General features: G+C 71.0%; 13 protein-coding genes. 7 read left to right on the top strand and 6 right to left on the bottom strand.

Annotated features, from left to right (window positions below; genetic code table 11):
• Positions 1 to 19 precede the first annotated feature (19 nt).
• Positions 20 to 811 (bottom strand): response regulator, encoded by a 792-nt coding sequence (locus HNR67_RS39010; protein ID WP_185008363.1) that lies wholly within the window; start codon positions 809 to 811, stop codon positions 20 to 22.
• A gap of 485 nt (positions 812 to 1,296) precedes the next feature.
• Positions 1,297 to 2,625, bottom strand: a complete 1,329-nt coding sequence (locus HNR67_RS39015; protein WP_185008365.1) for a helix-turn-helix domain-containing protein — start codon at positions 2,623 to 2,625, stop codon at positions 1,297 to 1,299.
• A 27-nt stretch (positions 2,626 to 2,652) separates the two neighbouring features.
• On the opposite strand from HNR67_RS39015, the gene HNR67_RS39020 reads away from it, so the two are divergent.
• The 3 genes from HNR67_RS39020 (at position 2,653) to HNR67_RS39030 (ending at position 7,678) form a co-directional block, all read left to right on the top strand.
• Positions 2,653 to 2,958 (top strand): hypothetical protein, encoded by a 306-nt coding sequence (locus tag HNR67_RS39020; RefSeq protein ID WP_185008367.1) that lies wholly within the window; start codon positions 2,653 to 2,655, stop codon positions 2,956 to 2,958.
• 280 nt (positions 2,959 to 3,238) lie between these two features.
• Positions 3,239 to 4,498 carry a nitric oxide synthase oxygenase gene (locus HNR67_RS39025; protein WP_185008369.1) on the top strand — a complete coding sequence of 420 codons (1,260 nt, stop codon included), beginning with the start codon at positions 3,239 to 3,241 and terminating at the stop codon, positions 4,496 to 4,498.
• Positions 4,499 to 4,552: 54 nt separating this feature from the next.
• On the top strand, positions 4,553 to 7,678 hold the full coding sequence (locus HNR67_RS39030; protein ID WP_185008371.1) for an AfsR/SARP family transcriptional regulator: 3,126 nt from the start codon (positions 4,553 to 4,555) through the stop codon (positions 7,676 to 7,678).
• A gap of 10 nt (positions 7,679 to 7,688) precedes the next feature.
• Here the strand turns inward: HNR67_RS39030 and HNR67_RS39035 are convergent, their stop codons facing one another.
• Entirely contained in the window at positions 7,689 to 8,345 is a 657-nt protein-coding gene (locus tag HNR67_RS39035; RefSeq protein ID WP_185008373.1) for a DedA family protein, read from the bottom strand.
• A gap of 477 nt (positions 8,346 to 8,822) precedes the next feature.
• Between HNR67_RS39035 and HNR67_RS39040 the strand changes: the two genes are divergently transcribed.
• Together HNR67_RS39040 and HNR67_RS46025 are read left to right on the top strand one after the other, a co-directional pair.
• Positions 8,823 to 11,138 carry a SulP family inorganic anion transporter gene (locus HNR67_RS39040; protein WP_185008376.1) on the top strand — a complete coding sequence of 772 codons (2,316 nt, stop codon included), beginning with the start codon at positions 8,823 to 8,825 and terminating at the stop codon, positions 11,136 to 11,138.
• Positions 11,139 to 11,344: 206 nt separating this feature from the next.
• The gene (locus HNR67_RS46025; RefSeq protein ID WP_185008378.1) at positions 11,345 to 11,728 is read left to right on the top strand and encodes an STAS domain-containing protein; all 384 of its coding nucleotides are present in this window, start codon (positions 11,345 to 11,347) and stop codon (positions 11,726 to 11,728) included.
• A gap of 6 nt (positions 11,729 to 11,734) precedes the next feature.
• Here the strand turns inward: HNR67_RS46025 and HNR67_RS39050 are convergent, their stop codons facing one another.
• Positions 11,735 to 12,793 (bottom strand): glycosyltransferase, encoded by a 1,059-nt coding sequence (locus tag HNR67_RS39050; protein ID WP_185008380.1) that lies wholly within the window; start codon positions 12,791 to 12,793, stop codon positions 11,735 to 11,737.
• Positions 12,794 to 12,981: 188 nt separating this feature from the next.
• On the opposite strand from HNR67_RS39050, the gene HNR67_RS39055 reads away from it, so the two are divergent.
• Positions 12,982 to 13,413, top strand: a complete 432-nt coding sequence (locus HNR67_RS39055; protein ID WP_185008382.1) for an ATP-binding protein — start codon at positions 12,982 to 12,984, stop codon at positions 13,411 to 13,413.
• Positions 13,410 to 14,216, top strand: coding sequence for a SigB/SigF/SigG family RNA polymerase sigma factor (locus HNR67_RS39060; protein WP_185008384.1), 807 nt, complete (start codon positions 13,410 to 13,412; stop codon positions 14,214 to 14,216). The genes HNR67_RS39055 and HNR67_RS39060 overlap by 4 nt, the downstream gene beginning before the upstream one ends.
• Here the strand turns inward: HNR67_RS39060 and HNR67_RS39065 are convergent.
• Both HNR67_RS39065 and dacB read right to left on the bottom strand, forming a co-directional pair.
• Positions 14,213 to 14,887, bottom strand: coding sequence for a class I SAM-dependent methyltransferase (locus tag HNR67_RS39065; RefSeq protein ID WP_185008386.1), 675 nt, complete (start codon positions 14,885 to 14,887; stop codon positions 14,213 to 14,215). The genes HNR67_RS39060 and HNR67_RS39065 overlap by 4 nt on opposite strands.
• 28 nt (positions 14,888 to 14,915) lie before the next feature.
• Positions 14,916 to 16,496 carry a D-alanyl-D-alanine carboxypeptidase/D-alanyl-D-alanine endopeptidase gene (gene dacB, locus HNR67_RS39070; protein WP_185008388.1) on the bottom strand — a complete coding sequence of 527 codons (1,581 nt, stop codon included), beginning with the start codon at positions 16,494 to 16,496 and terminating at the stop codon, positions 14,916 to 14,918.
• Positions 16,497 to 16,550 lie beyond the last annotated feature (54 nt).

Genomic DNA, 16,550 nt, shown 5'->3' on the forward strand with positions numbered 1-16,550 from the left:
ACCGCGTTGATCGAGTCGCTCAGGAACCGCCGACGGCCTGCTGCCGCAGCGGCATGACCGCGACGTTGTGCGGACGGAAGGAGTAGACCTGCCCGCCGAAGCCGTCCGGCCCGGCCACCAGCAGGCCGGTGGCCAGCGCGGTGGCCACCGCCGCGGCCCGGTCGCTGACGTGCAGCTTGGCGAAGATCCGCTGGAGGTGGGTCTTGACCGTGGTCTCGGCGACGAAGAGCCGCCGGCCGATCTCGGCGTTGGTGTGACCTTCGGCCACGAGTCGCAGCACATCCAGTTCCCGACCGGACAACACGGACCGTATCTGGGCCCGCGGCAGCGGCGTGACTGTCAGCGGTGACAACTGCGGTGACATCGACGTGACACCACTGCGGGCCTGCCGGATCGCGGAGATGATCTCCTCACCGGTGGCGCACTTGAGCACGAAGCCCATGGCGCCCGCCTGCAGGGCCGCGCCGACCCGGGAACGCTGGTCGGAGAAGACGACGGCGACGATCGGCAGCCGAGTGCGCAGCACCGCCTTGACCACCTCCAGTCCGTCCACCTCCCCCAGGTCGAGATCGACCAGCACGACGTCGGGACGCCGGGCGGTCACCTCGTCCACGATGTGCGCGGCGTCCTGGAGCGCACCGGCGAACTCGATGTCGGAGTGTTGGGCGAAGCAGGCGCGCAGCCCGTCCGCGACGATCGGGTGCCGGTCGACGACCAGCACCTTGATTGCCTGCGCGCGCGGTTCCCCGTCACGCGAGGACTGGCCGAAGCTCCCCGGTCGCACCGCGCCTGGACGCTGGCTCAGCGACATGACACACCCCTGCTCAGACGGCCCCAGTCATGCTGGCAAATGCTGATCATCGAGTTGACAAACGATGACAACAGCATGGTACCGACCGCCTGACTGATGGTCAATTAACTAGTCAACAACCCACCGCCACCAGCCCCGTTCAGATCACCCGTTGATGTCACAACCGACATTCGTCGGGATCCCCCGCCCCGCCCAGCCCACCACCCACAGTCACCAAACCCCCCGATCGAGGGGTTGCCAACCAGTTGACACCCCCGCGAACCCCGGCCTGTCACGTTGACGCAGCACGAATGGGACTCTTACCCTCGCCTCATAACCACCGTGGGTGAACACCACGGCCGCTACGACACTCACCAGAGGCACAGCATGCAGATCCGCGTCGACACCCATTTGGGTTAGACATGACTGTGCGTGGAAAGTGCCGAACCGCCGCGCGCGCAAACGTCCGCGCGGCGGTGACAGCCGTGCCAGTCACGTCCAGGACGTCAGGACCGCCCGTGGTGGTTGCGCAGGGTCCGCACGGACAGCGCAGCGACTTCCTTGAGCAACGCGGGGCGGACCTCCTCCGGATCGGCCGTGTCGAGGTGCGCGAGCAACTCGTCAAGGGCGGAAAGTCGCCTCTCCTCCAGCCCGAGGTCGGTACTGACCTTGACCACGGTCATCAGGGTGCGGATCCGGTCGGTCGTGCCGACAACGCCGGAGTCCAGCGCGGTCTGCGCGCTGTCGAGCGCGGCCTGCAGGTCGTTGCTGCGCAGCGCGAGTTCGGCCCGAAGGATCAGCACCTGCGCGTCAAGTTGGCCCCCACCGTTGCGCCGGGTGTCGGTCACTTGATCGAGCAGACTCTCCGCCCGGTCGGCGACCAGGTCGTACTCCAGGAAGATGCCCACGTAGCCAACCCGCACCCGGCACCAGAGTTCGGCCCCGATGGACTCGGCGTCCGGCTGCAGCGCCGACTCGAAGAATTTGGCCGACTCCGTAAGGTCCCCCGCCCTGGCCAGCGCCACCGCGTGCATCCAGTGGCTGATGACATGCAGCTCATCGGCCAAACGCTTGTCACCGGGCTGACTGCCGTCGGTGAAGGCAGCGGTCAGGTGCACGGCCTGCTCGGCGACCTCGACAGCGTCGGCAGCGCGATGGGACACGCCGTACACCGCGGCGAGGGTCGTCCGGGCTTTGACTCGCAGCAGGGTCGCCTGGTCAATGGGGAAGTCATCGCCGGCGATGAGCGAGTCCGCTTCGGCGACCGCACGCTGTCCCAGGTCCATGGCATCACGGTTTCGCCCGAGTTCTCTGGCGGTCACCGTCTGCAGCGTCGAGCTGAGCGCCCGCGCCGCGGTGGGCAGCCCTCGATACATGGGCTCAAGCGCGGCAAGACGCTGCCAGACGTCCTGAGTGCGCCCGAGCCTGCTCTCGCAGGACGCGGCGACGTACTCGCACAGCCATCTGGCCTGAGGCTCGCGAACGTCCACCCTGAGGGCGTCAAGCACCTCCAGGGCCTCCACGACACGACCGGCCAGGAGGTGGTCCATGACCCGAGCAGCCCCCGCGAGGAAGGCGCCCCCACTGACTCGCGACCCGTTGCCGAGACCGGCGAAGGACTCAGCAGACACCCCCAGCCGGGCGGCGAGCTGCTCGACAACCTTCGGCGTCGGCGTCCGCTGCCCGGACTCAAGTCGCGAGAGGTAACTACTGGAAAGCCCCTCACCAGCAAGATCACGCTGGGTGAGGCCGCGAGACATGCGCAGGGCACGCAGTCTCTCGCCGAACGTCGCGGCAAGCTCACGTTCGGTGCTGACACGCTCGGCAGAACTCATGACAGATAACAACCCAGGGAGGCAGGCATGTTCGTTGCCCTTCTGATGACACTTTACGCGGGAATTGTTCCACTCTCGGGCAGCCCCGCTCAATCCACCGATATCTATTCGTCTCCTACGGCGGTGAGCTACGCGCAGCCGGCGGAGACCTCGACGTGGGACATCGGGCATCCGAAGCCCCCGTCGGACGGCACCAACGACCTTGGTCACCCGGCGCCGCCGGCAGACAGCAAAATTGACATCGGGCACCCGACCCAGGGCGACATCGGCCACCCGGCCGAAGGCAACCGGACGCCGCGGGCGGACGGCGAAACGGACATCGGCCACCCTTAGCGCGCACCGGCCATGGGTTGTGTCTGACATCTGTGCATGCGGCGAAACGGGTTGTCTCGGCGGCGGCGAGACAACCCGTTTCTCGTGTCCAGACCCACCCCGCACCACCCTGACAGTCCCTCAAGCCACCCCCCGCACCGGTCAAGTAACACACTCTCCGTAACTAGATTCCTCGATAGTGTGCTACGCCAAACCGCAGCTCGTGGCCCATCTGGCGGTCACCGGTGACATGTTTGCCGGGTTAAGTTTCCGCGCCGTGACTACCCTCAGCGAGCGACCGATGGCCCCTCTGGTCTGCCCCGTCTCCCACGGGGCGCCCCAGGGTACGGGGGCTCGGGTGGGCGGGGGTGCGGGTGTCGACGTGGATGAGGCGGAGGAGTTCCTCCGGCTCTTCCACGAGGAGAATCCGCAGGCCGGGCCGGTGGAGCCCCGGTTGTCCGCCGTCCGTGCCGAGATCGCCCTGCGCGGCACCTACCTGCACACTCCCGACGAACTCGGCTTCGGCGCGCGGGTCGCCTGGCGCAACAGCGCCCGGTGCATCGGCCGCCTCTACTGGCGCAGCCTGACCGTGCGCGATCTGCGGCACGTCCGGGACGCCGCGGACATCGCCGCGGAGTGCGTGGAGCACCTGCGCCTGGCCACCAACGCGGGCCGGGTCCGGCCCGTCATGACCGTGTTCGCGCCGGATGCCCCCGAGCAGCCCGGCCCGTGCATCTGGAACGAGCAACTCGTCCGCTACGCCGGCTACCGGGACGCCTTCGGCAACGTGGTCGGCGACCCGCGCTACGCCGGGCTCACCGACGCGGTGACCGAACTCGGCTGGCGGCCGCCGACCCAGCGCAGCCCGTTCGACCTGCTGCCACTGGCCGTGGAGACCGCGCACGAGGGCGTCCGGCTGTTCCCGGTGCCCAGGGACGTGGTCATGGAGGTCCCGCTCGAACACCCCGACCTGCCCTGGTTCACCGACCTCAGCCTGCGCTGGCACGCGGTGCCCGCGATCAGCAACATGCGGCTGTCCATCGGTGGCGTCTCCTACCCGGCCGCCCCGTTCAACGGCTGGTACATGGGCACCGAGATCGGCGCGCGCAACCTCGCCGACGCCGACCGCTACGACATGCTCCCCGAGATCGGTGAGCGCCTCGGCCTGGACACCAGTTCGGAGGCCACGCTGTGGCGGGACCGGGCCCTGGTGGAGATCAACCGGGCGGTGCTGCACTCCTACGCCTCGGCCGGGGTGACCATCACCGACCACCACACCGAGTCCGAGCGCTTCCTCACCCACATCCAGAAGGAGGAGAAGGCGGGGCGGCAGTGCCCCGCGGACTGGAGCTGGATCGTGCCGCCGATGTCCGGCTCGCTGACCCCGGTCTTCCACCGCTACTACGAGACCCAGCACCTGCGCCCGGAGTTCGTGCTGGACCCGGACGCGGCCCAGCGCGGGCAGCACGGCGCCCCGCACCGGTTCCCGGCCGCGCCCGATGTGGCGGCCGCGGCCCGGCGTGGGCTGTTTGCCGCTTTTCGGCGACGGCTGAGCGGCTGACCAGCTAGCCTTTCCCCCGGGTGTGGTCCGAAAGGACTACAAAGGGGGGCAAGAATGGCTGGTCGCGGCGTGGAATTCCGCCTGCTCGGCCCGGTGGAGGTCGTCCTGTCCGGACGGCCGGCGCCGGTGGAGGCGGCAAAACATCGAACACTCCTGGCGTGCCTGGTGTTGCGGGCCGGGCAACGGGTCGAGGCCACGGAGCTGGTCGGCTACCTGTGGGATGACGAAGATCGTCCCGCACATCCGCGTGGCGCCCTGCAAACCTATGTGCGCAGGCTGCGCCGGTTGCTGGGCGCGGAGCTGATCAGCACCGTGGCCGGCGGCTACCGCCTGGAGGCCGCGCCGGAGACCGCGGACGCGCACCGCTTCCGGCAGCTGCTGGCCGCCGCCCGGCAGACCGCCGACCTGGCCGAACGCACCGCCGTGCTGCAGTCCGCGCTGGCGCTCTGGCGCGGCCCGGCGCTGGCCGACATCGCCTCACCCGCGCTGCGCCGGGACTACGCCGACCCGCTGGACACCGAACGCCTGGACGCCCTGGCGCTGCGCTTCGACGCCGAACTGGCCCTGGGCAGGCACGAACCGCTGGTCCCGGACCTGTGGAAGGCGACGGCCGAACACCCGCTGCGCGAGGAGTTCTGGCGCCAGCTGATGCTCGCCCTCTACCGCACCCAGCGGCAGGCCGAGGCGCTGGAGACCTACCAGCGGGCCGCGGACGTGCTGCGCCAGGAACTCGGCGTCGAGCCCAGCCCCCGGCTGCGCGACCTCCGCCAGTCCGTGCTGACCAACGATCCGGCGCTGGCCGCGCCCACCGTGCTGACAACCGCGCTCCCGGCCTGGCAGCCGGTCTGTCAACTCCCGCCGGACATCGGTGACTTCGTCGGCCGCGACCGCCTCGGCCTGCGCATCGCCGAGGAACTGCGCCGCGGCGGCCCGGTGCTGGTCTCCGGCCCGCCGGGGGTGGGCAAGACCGCGCTCGCGGTGCGCGTCGGTCACCGGGTGCGCGCGGACTTCCCCGACGGACAACTGCATGTCAACCTGCACGGCTACGCCACCGAGGCGGCCCTGCGACCGACCGACGTGCTGGCCAGGTTCCTGCGCGGGCTGGGCGTGCCGCCGGCGCAGATCCCGCTGGAACAGGAGCAGCAGGCCGAGTTGTTCCGCTCGGTGCTGCGCGGGCGGCGGGTGCTGGTGTTGCTGGACAACGCCTCGGCGGCCGAGCAGGTGCTGCCGCTGCTGCCGGCCGAACCGGGGTGCGCGGCGCTGGTGACCAGCCGGCACGAGCTACCCGGCCTCGGCCCGCCGATGGCGGTGGACGTGCTGCGGCACGAGGACTCGCACGGGCTGCTGGCCGGGATCCTCGGCGACGCCGAACCGGCGGCGCTGGACGAGCTGGCCGGGTTGTGCGCGCATCTGCCGCTGGCACTGCGGATCGCCGCGGCGAACCTGGCCGAGCGCCCGACGGTCCCGCTCACCGACCGGGTGCACGCGCTGGCGGCGGATCATCGGCTGTCCGCGCTGAGCATCGAGGGCGACCGCGCAGCCGCTGTACAGCGTGCTTTCGAGTCGTCCTACCTAGCGCTGTCCCCGGAGCTACGCCGCCTGTTCCGGTACTTGAGCCTGGCTCCCGGACCGGACGTAACCGCGTACTCGGTGGCCGCGCTGGTCGACGACACGGTAGCCCGCACCGGAACCGGGATGGAGCGCCTCGCCGAGGCAAGCCTGGTGCAGCGACACGATCCGGATCGCTATCAGCTACACGACCTGCTTCGCCTGTACTCCGCCGACCGAAGACAGTTGGAGGACAGCGCGGCCGAGCAGACCGGCGCGTTCACCCGATGGCTGGACTTCTACCTGCGCAGCGCACGGCGTGCCGCGGACGAGCTGTACCCGGACATCAGACAGCTTCCGTTGCCGGAGTCCAGCGGGCAGTGGGAACTGCCCGGGTTGTCCGGCTACTCGGGGCACAAGGAGTGGCTGGACACCGAGCGGGCCAACCTGGTCGCCGCGGTGGTCCGGGCCGAACAGGTTGGTCAGCACCGCGAGTCCGCGCTGATAGCCGATCTGCTGCGCGGCTACTTCCAGCACCTCCGGGTGCTCAACGACTGGGCACTGGTCTCCCACGTCGGTTTCCGGGCCGCCGAACGACTCGGTGACGATCAGGTGACCGCCGCACTGCACCTCGGCGCAGCGGTGCTGCGCTGGTTTCTGCGCGACTACGACCAGGCAGCCGACCACGCGACCCGGGCGGCCACCACCTATGCGCGGGAAAACGACCCGCCCCAGTTGGCCACGGCGCTGAACGCACTCGCGATGACCCAGAAGGAACTCAACGACTACCCGAGCAGCATCGCCAACTACCGCAAGGCGATCGCGGAACTGGAGCAGGTGGATCTGCACCGGCGGACCGTGCCCAGCCTGATCAATCTCGGCATCGTCTTCCGGGATCTCGGCCAGCTCAACGAATGCCGGGAGTACTACGAGAAGGCCCTGGCCATCACCGAGCGGTACGGTCCGCCGCACTCACGGGCGCTGGCTCTGACCAACCTGGGTTTTGTGCTCACCGACCTGGGCGACCCGGCGGCGGCGCATCGCAGCCTGGACGCGGCGCTGTCCGCCTTCGAGAACATGGGCGGACACTTCGGACAGTCGGTAGCCAGGCTTGGCAAAGCACTGGCCTTCCGCGGCGAAGGTGATGTGCGGCAATGCTTGCACTACGCCGAACAGGCCCTGCGCACCACTCAGGCCACCAGGGACTACCGGGAACGTGCGTTGGCGCTGAACCTGGTCGGCTGGGCCCGGCGGGCACAGGGTGATCCCGCCACGGCCGCCAAGCACCACGAGGAGGCGCTACAAATCTGCGATCACCTGGCGCACCAGTACGTACGCATCGAAATCCTGGTGGACCTGGCCGTGAGCCATCGGCTGCTCGGCCAGTTCACCGCGGCCTTGGCCTCGGCCAACCACGCGGTCGCGCTGGCCGAGGCCAACAACCATCAAATGCGGCTGGGCCAGGCGCACACCGCACTCGCGTGGATCCACCTCGACCTGGGCGACCTCCCCGGCGCCCGATCCCACGCGGCGAAAGCCCTTGCCGGCCACCGGGAAACCGGACACCGCCCCGGCGAGGAGCGCACCCTGGAGGTGCTGGCTCGGATCGCCGAGGCGGAGCGGGAAAGCTAGGTCAGCGCACTCAGTTCGCGGCTTCCAGCTGCGGTTCGGGAGTGGCGGCTGCCTCGGCCTTGTTCTTGGCGCGCTTGCGCAGCACCAGGGTCACCACCACGATCGCGATCACGGCCAGCAGGACCCAGCTCGCGGTGCCCAGGATGCCCTCGACGCGCTTGGCGGCCTCGCCGAGGCCGGCGCCGATGCCGATGTGCAGCAGGGACCACAGGGTGGCGCCGATGATCGAGGCGGGCAGGAACTTGCGGTAGGCAAGGCCGGAGGTGCCGGCGGCGGCCGGGGTCAGGGTGCGGACCACCGGGAGGAAGCGGGCGAAGAAGACCGCCCAGGCTCCTCGGCGGCGGATGAGGTCCGTTGCCTTGTCCCAGTTGTCGGCGCCCATCTTGGCCACCAGCTTGGTGTTTCTGAGCTTGACGCCGAACTTGCGGCCCAGCAGGTAGCCGACCGAGTCTCCCGCCGAGGCACAGATGGTCATGACCACCCACATGGTCAGGAAGAACGGCACCGTCTTGACCGTGGTCGCGGCGACCAGCAGGCCGGTGTCGCCGGGGACGATGAAGCCCAGACCGATGGCGCACTCGCCGAAGGTGAGCAGGCCGGTGGCGATCAGGACGGCGGGCTTGGGCAGGCCGGCGATCGACTCCAGCGCCTCGGTGATGAACCCCATGGCGTTCTTCTCCCCCTCGTGTGGTGTGGATGCCGGGCAAGTCTTACAGAAACGGACACACCGGCGTCCCGGACTTCCGGTTATCCGGTCCCTGACTTTCGTCTAGGGGTGGTGACCAGCGGGTCAGGGTTGTCCCCGAGGGGTGTGAACTTCCGCTCCCGACTGGTTGACGGGTCTACAAGAAGATCACCAGGCATGTGACGATGGACACAGCGGCGGAGAACTCGGACCACTTCCCCGTGTTGATCATCAGTCGGAGGTCGCGGATGGCAAGGACTCGGTGCGCCGAGCCGTTACCCGCGCTCGCTCGGGCCTGGCGAACCTGCTGCTGATGTCCGCTCGCGCGTCGGTCTCGACGCGCCTGCCGTAACCCCGTCTCCCCCACCGCACCGGGTCCGCGTGCCCGGGGCTGACGCGCGTGGTCCGCAGTCCGCGACGCCACGCGATACCGCACATCCATCGGAGGTTCACCGCGCCATGATCAGCGCACCCCGTCCCCGGCACCGCAGCAGCGAGCACACCACCTCGAGCAGGCCGCCGGTCCACTCCCCGCCCGGCCAATCCGGGAAGACCCGCCTGGTCAGCCTGCTCCGCCACGATCTACCCGCCTCCCTCGTCGTCCTGCTCACCGCCGTGCCGCTCTCCCTCGGCATCGCCGCCGCCTCCGGCGCCCCGCTGATGGCAGGCCTGATCGCCGCCGTCGTCGGCGGCGTGGTCGCCGGCTCGCTCAGCGGCTCCCCGCTCCAGATCAGCGGGGCCGCCACCGGTCTGACCGTCATCGTCGCCGGGCTCGTCCACCAGTACGGATTCGCCGCCACCGCCGGGATCACCATCGCCGCGGGGTTGTTGCAGCTGCTGCTGGGCCTGTCCAAGGTCGGCCGGGCCGCGCTCTCGCTCTCCCCGGCCGTCGTGCACGGGTTGCTCGCCGGGATCGGCGTGGTCATCGCGATCAGCCAGCTGCACGTGGTGCTCGGCGGTCAGCCGCAGACCTCGGTACTGGCCAACCTGCGCGACCTGCCCGCCCAGATCGGCGCGCATCACGACGCCGCCTTCGCCGTCGGCCTGGTCGCCATCGCCGTGCTGCTGCTGTGGCCGCGCCTGCCCAAGGTGCGCCTGGTGCCCGCCGCGCTGGTCGCGGTGACCGCGGCGACCGCGGTGGCCTGGCTCTTCGACCTGCAGCTGCCCAGGGTGAACCTGCCGGACGCGCCGCTGGCCGCCTTCACCCTGCCCGCGCTGCCCGCGGGCAGCGCCAGCGGGATCGTGCTGTCGGTGCTGCTGGTCGCCGCGGTGGCCAGTGTCGAATCACTGCTGTCCGCGGTCGCGGTGGACCGGCTGCACACCGGCCCGCGCGCCGACCTGGACCGCGAGCTGGTCGCCCAGGGCGTGGCCAACATGGCCTCCGGCGCGCTCGGCGGACTGCCCATCGCCGGCGGCATCGTGCGCTCCTCCACCAACGTCGCCGCCGGCGCGCGCAGCCGGGCCTCGACCATCCTGCACGGACTGTGGGTGGCCGCCTTCGTGCTCGTCCTGGCCGGTCTGCTGGAGCGGATCCCGCTCGCGGCGCTGGCCGCGGTGCTGGTGGTCTCCGGTGTGCAGCTGGTCCGGCTCACGCACATGCGCGAACTGTGGCGGCACCGCGAGTTCCCGATCTACGCGATCACCTTCGCCGGGGTGGTCTTCCTGGACTTGGTGCAGGGCGTCACGCTGGGCATCCTGCTCGCGCTCGCCCTCGCCCTCTACCGGCTGACGCACGCCACGATCCGGGTGAGCGAGCCCGCCGAGGGCGACTCCCGGTGGTCGGTCACCGTGCGCGGCTCGCTGGTCTTCCTCGGCGTGGCCCGGCTCACCAGCGAACTGCGCCGGGTGCCGGAACGGGCCGAGGTGCTGCTCAACCTGCACGTGGACTACCTGGACCACGCCGCCTACGAGGCCATCCACGGCTGGTGCCGCACCCACGAACGCCTCGGCGGCACGGTCACCGTGAACGAGGACCGGGACACCTGGTACCACCGCGCCAGGGACAGCCGTCCGGAACAGCGCCGCTCGCTGCCCGGACCGCTGCTGCGCTGGTTCGCGCCCTGGTCGGTGTGGCAGCACCGGGACGGCGAGGACCCCGCGGTCTCGGCGATCCCGTTGCCGCGCGACGAATCCATGGCGCTGGACGACTCGCTGCTGCTGGGCATGCACGAGTTCGAGCGCAGCTGCGCGCCGCTGGCCCGGCCGTTCTTCGCCGAACTGGCCGCCAACGGGCAGAGCCCCCGGCAGCTCTTCGTCACCTGCGCGGACTCCCGGGTGGTGCCCAACCTGATCACCACCAGCGGACCGGGTGACCTGTTCACCCTGCGCAACATCGGCAACCTGGTGCCCCGGCACGACGAGGGGCCCGCGGACGCCTCGGTCGGCGCGGCCGTGGAGTACGCGGTGGACGTGCTCAAGGTGGCCAGCATCGTGGTCTGCGGGCACTCCGACTGCGGTGCGATGAAGGCGGGTCTGTCCGGCGGGGTCCGCTCCGGCTCCCGGCTGGCCGAGTGGCTGCGGCACATCCAGCCCAGCCTGATCCGCTTCCACGCCGTGGACGAGGACACCGACCTGGCCGTGCACGACCGGCTCAGCGTGGCCAACGTGGTGCAGCAGCTGGACAACCTGCTCACCTTCCCGCTGGTGCGGGAGGCGGTGCAGGACGGGCGGCTGAACCTGGTCGGCATGTTCTTCGACATCGCGGGCCCGCGGATGTACCTGGTGGACCAGCAGTCCGGCCGGCTCACCCCGATCACCTCCGGCGCGACCACCTAGCACCCGGGTTGACGGCGGAGGGTGACGAGATCCGCGAAATTCGCGGGATCGGCACCCTCCGCAGGTCAGCGGTGGCCCGGCAGGCCGGATACGGACGGTCACCGACCTGGGGCGGTTGTCACTCGTGCACGGCGTCTCTACGGTGGGTGGCGCTGCGGCCGAATGGCCGTGAGGCGAATCGAGCGAGTGGGGCAGGAGGAGGCGCCGTGACCGAGCACAGCCAGGACCTACTTCCGGTGGGCCTGCCCGGGTCAGAGCTGGCCGAGGCCACCGCCGCGCACCGGCCCGGCGGCATCGTGGTGATCACCGTGGTCGGCGAGCTGGACATGTCCTCCACCCCGGCCTTCCAGGAACTGCTCGGCGCCGAGGTGGACGCGAACTGCCGCCGCCTGGTGCTGGACCTGTCCGGGGTCAGCTTCCTCGGCTCCAGCGGCCTGGCCGCGCTGGTGGAGGCCCGCCAGGTGGTGCACCGCCAGGACGCCGAACTGCGGCTGGTCTGCGTGACGCACGCGGTCACCCGGCCGTTGCACGCCACCGGGCTCGGCGAGGTCTTCGAGATCCACCAGACCCTCGACGGCGCACTGGCCTGAGCGCGCTCACCGGCCGCGCCGCTGTCGCGGGATGGCCGCGGCGGCCACGATCCGCGCGTAGACCCGGTCGGTGTCGGCGACCACCCGGTCCCAGGAGTAGCGGGCGCTGACCCGGTCCCGGCCGGCCACCCCGCAGGCCTCGACCATGGCCGGATCGGCCAGGAACGCGCGCAACGCCTTGGCCAGCGCACGCGGATCCTCCGGCCGCACGTGCAACCCGGTCACCCCGTGCACCACGGTGTCGGCGGCCGCACCGCCCGCCGCGGTGATCACCGCGGTGCCGCAGGCCATCGCGGCCAGCGCCTGGGAACCACCGGAGGCGTTGCGCGGCAAGCACATCAGCGCGTCCGCCGAACGCAGCAGGGCGGGCAGCTCACGGGCGTTGACCGCGCCACGCAGGTGCACCCGGTCGGCCACGCCATGAGCCTTGGCCAGCTCCCGCAGCCGGTGCGGCTCACCATCATCCACAGTGGACCGACCGGCCGGGGTGGCCAGCACGAGTTCGGTCTCCGGCACCGCGGACAGCACCTCGATGATCCGGTCGAAACCACTGGCCGCGCACACCTGGCCGAGGCCGAGCAGCCGGTGCCGGGCGCCGCGCGCGGCCACCTCGCCGTCAGGATGGAAGCGTCGCAGGTCGATCCCGTTGGGCAGCACCGTGATCCGGCCCCGCGGCACCCCCATCCGGACCAGCCGGTCCCGTTCCTCGTTGGCCCCGGCCAGCACCAGGCTGACCCGGCGGCCCAGCAACCGCTCGATCGTGTGGCGGTCCCCGCCTGCCTCGCCGAGGCCGTGGTAGGTCTGCACCAGCGGCGCGCCGGTGCCGCCGGTGGCGGTCAGCGCGGCCAGCCCGGCGGTCCAGCAGTGCGCGTGCACCAGGTCCGGTGGCCGCTGCCGGAACCGGCCTGCCAGGAACTCGGTGAACTCCCCCATCGGCAATGTTTCCCGGTCCGACCTGGTGTACACGGTGACCCGGTGACCAGCCCCGGTCAGCCCGGCGGCCAGCCGGGTCACCTGGGGGTCCTGGTCGGAGACGGTCGGGTCGGACACCATCGCGATCCTCATCGGAGCACCTCCACCCCCTGGGTTCTCGAACCACCCGGTCGCTAAACCGGGTGGCGTCGCGGCGAATCGCCCAGGATTGGCGCGTTCCGTACCGGGGTATGTCCATGCTTGTCGAGCCAGTCGAGGTGATGAATGTCCAGGTGTCGTAGCGTGATCACGTCCCACCACCGCTTTTCCGAGATGTCGAGGTGACCGTGTCGCAGCCCGATTCGACTTCCGAACCGGCCATTCCCCCGGTGGAGGTGCGCATCGCCGCCACCGCGGTGCAGATCTCCGTGGTGCGCGCGGTCGCCGCCGACCTCGCCATGCGCGAGGACTTCGACCTGGACGCGATCGCCGACCTCAAGCTGGCGGTGGACGAGGTGTGCTCGACCCTGGTCCGGCTCGCCGCGCCCGGAGTGGTGCTGAGTTGTGAGTTCCGGCCGGGCGCGGGCGAGATCACGGTCCGCGCCGGGGTGCTGTCGGCCTCGGAGACGTTGCCGCGCAAGGACTCCTTCGGCTGGCAGGTGCTGACCACGCTCGCCGACTCGGTGCAGGCCAGCGTCGAATCGGCCCAGGACGGGTTCCACCTGGTCCGGATCGAGCTGGCCAAGAGGAGCAACTCGGTGGTGGGCGGGTGACCCAGGCCGACAAAACGGCCGAGCCGGGTTCCGGCGATGGCGGCCGATACGATCACCTCAAGCCGTTGTTCCGCGAACTGGCCGCGCTGCCGGCGGAGGATCCGGGCCGGCAATCGCTGCGGGACCGCCTGGTCACCGGGTACCTGCCGGTGGCCAAGCACATCGCGCGCCGGTTCAGCCAGCGCGGCGAACCACAGGAGGACCTGACCCAGGTCGCCACCCTCGGCCTGATCAACGCGGTGGACCGGTTCGACGCTGAACGCGGGGTGGACTTCCTCTCCTTCGCGGTGCCCACCGTGATGGGCGAGGTGCGCAGGCACTTCCGGGACGCCAGCTGGGCGGTCCGGGTGCCGCGGCGGCTCAAGGAGCTGCACCTGTCGATCAGCGCGGCCACCAGCGAGCTGTCCCAGCGGCTCGGTCGCGCGCCGACGCCCAGTGAGATCGCCGGGCACCTCGGACTGACCCGCGAGGAGGTCTACGAGGGTCTGGAGGCCACCAACGCCTATCGCAGCGCCTCGCTGGACGACCTGCTCATCGCCGACGACGATTCGGTGTCCCTCGGCGACGCCCTCGGCGAGGAGGACGAGGGGCTGGCCGAGGTCGAGTACCGGGAGTCGCTGCAGCCGCTGCTGGCCCAGTTGCCCGAGCGCGAGCGGACCATCGTGGTGCTGCGGTTCTTCGGCAACATGACGCAGACCCAGATCGCCGACCGGGTCGGCATCTCGCAGATGCACGTCTCCCGGCTGCTCGGCCGCACGCTGGCCACGCTGCGGGAGAAGCTCACGGACGAGGAGTCCGGCTAGCGGGCCAGGATCAGCGCGCCTCGTTTGGTTACGGTCAGTGGGACCTCGACCCAGCGCGCGCTGATCTCGGCCTCGGTGGGCGGCATCAGCCGCGCCACCAGGTAGTCACGCACCGCGCGGGTGTCCGGCAGCCGGACCAGCGGCGCGTCCCACGGCCGGATCTCGACGTCCGGGAAGACCGCGCGGACCAGCTCGGGCGCCTGTTCGGCGTCGAAGGCGGTGCGGGCCGGCCGCCACACCGCGGCCAGTTCGGGTGAGTCGGTGTGCGCGATGGTCGCGGCCAGGAACAGCCCGCCCTCGACCAGCACCCGGCGGGCCTCGCGCAGGGCCGGGCGCGGATCACCGAGGTGGCAGAGGCAGTTGACGGCCACCACCACGTCGAAACTGCCGTCGCCGAAGGGCAGCGCGGTGACGCAGCCGCGCACGGCCGGACCGGGGTGCGCGCGCAGCATGGTCGCCGACCGGTCCAGGCCCACGACCAGGCGCGGAGCACTCCCCCGGGCGGTGACCGCGTGGCTGAGCACGCCCTCGGCGCAGCCCAGGTCCAGCACCGCGGCGCCGTCGGGCAGTTCGGCGGCGAGCAGCGCGTACAGGTCCGGCGCGCCCGGCGAGGCGGTCATCCCCCGCCGGTAGCGCTCCGGGTTGTCGTCGTAGTCGCGCGGAATGCCCATACCCCGAGTGTGGACCTCCGCGCGCCCGTCAGCAGGCTTTGCGCCAGGAGCATTCCAGCCACGGGTCCCCGGCCGGGGCTTCCAGGGGGATGGCGCGGGCGGCCGGACCGGCCGGGTGCACGGCCAGGCGCAGCGCGATCCGGTCCTCCAGGTCCTTGGTGCCGCTGAGCACGTTGTTGGTGACCACGGCGAAGGCCAGGTCCTTGCCGTCGGCGCCGGTGACGTACCCGGAGAGCGCGCTCACCGCGGTCAGCGACCCGGTCTTGGCCCGGACCCTGCCCTCGGCGGGGGTGCCGCGCAGCCGGGTGCGCAGGGTGCCGCCGACCATCCGGTCGGGATGCCCGGCCACCGGCAGCGAGTGGTGCCAGACCGGGTACCAGGGACGGGTGCGGGCGGCGGCGAGCAGCGCGGTGAGCTGGTCCGCGCTGACCATGTCCATCCTGGACAGTCCGGAGCCGTCGACCAGCCGGTAGGCGTTGGCCGGCAGGCCAAGCGCGGCGAGTTTGGGGGTCATCGCGCGGATGCCGTCGGCCCAGGTGCCCCGGCCGTGCACGGCCTTGCCCATGGCCTTGACCAGGATCTCGGCGTGGCCGTTGTTGCTGAGCTTCATGAACGGCACCAGCAGCTGGGACAGCGGCATCGAGCGGTGCGCGGCGAGTTCGGTGAAGTGCGCCGGGGTGACCCCCGTGCCCAGCTTCGGGTCCAGCACCTGGACGCCGCGGCGGGTCAGCGCGGACCGGAAGACGTCGGCGGCGTAGCGGGCCGGATCGTCCACAGTGGAGAAATGCGCGCTCGGATTCCCGTTGGCAGGCGCGGATCCGGTGATCACGACGGTGTTGTTCCCGTGCTGGCGTTCCACCACGATGCTGCTCGCCGAGCCCGGTGCGCCGGTGGTGGCCCGGTTGTCGATGGTGATCACCGAGGTCGGCGGGGTGAGTTCGATCGCCGGTTTCTGGCCCGCGGCCCCCGGACGGACCCGGACGATCACGGTGCCCGCGTCGTAGTCGGTGTCCGGGGCCACGGTGAGCGCGCCGACCTGGGCGGAGTAGTAGTACGGCTCGTCGTCCCAGGCCCAGCTGACGCCGAGGCGGACCGGGTCGAAGGCGGCGTCGTCGGCCACGACCTTGCCGGTGACCACCCTGATCCCGGTGTCGGCGACGCGTTGCGCGAGTGCCTCGTAGTCGGCGGCCAGGGTGGTGGGATCGCCGCCGCCGCGCAGGTACAGGTCGCCGTGCAGGACGCTGCCGCGCAGCGAGCTGTCGGCCAGCACGCTGGTGGTGAAGCGGTGGTCGGGGCCGAGCACCTCCAGGGCGGCCGCGGAGGTCAGCAGCTTGGCGTTGGAGGCCGGTTGCAGCCGGTCCGCGCCGCCGCGCCGGTAGAGCACCTGGCCGCTGTCCACCGAAGACCTGCTTGCAGGGTCGAGCATCGGCACCGAGCGCACCACCACCCCGGCCCCGGCCCCGGCCAGCCGGGGGTCGGCCAGGATCTGGTCCAGGTCGGTGGTCAGCGACTGGATGCTCGGATCGTCGCCGGCGGCGGCGCTGCCGGTGACGAGCCCACCGAGCAGCGCGGCGGCGCACAGGACGGGGAGCAGGCGTGGACGTGGCATGCGGTGAACCTGGCCCCGCGCACCCCGGTCAGGCAATGCGTTCGGGCCGCTTTT

Origin of the sequence: Crossiella cryophila (assembly GCF_014204915.1) — a bacterium.
Lineage (GTDB): Bacteria > Actinomycetota > Actinomycetes > Mycobacteriales > Pseudonocardiaceae > Crossiella > Crossiella cryophila.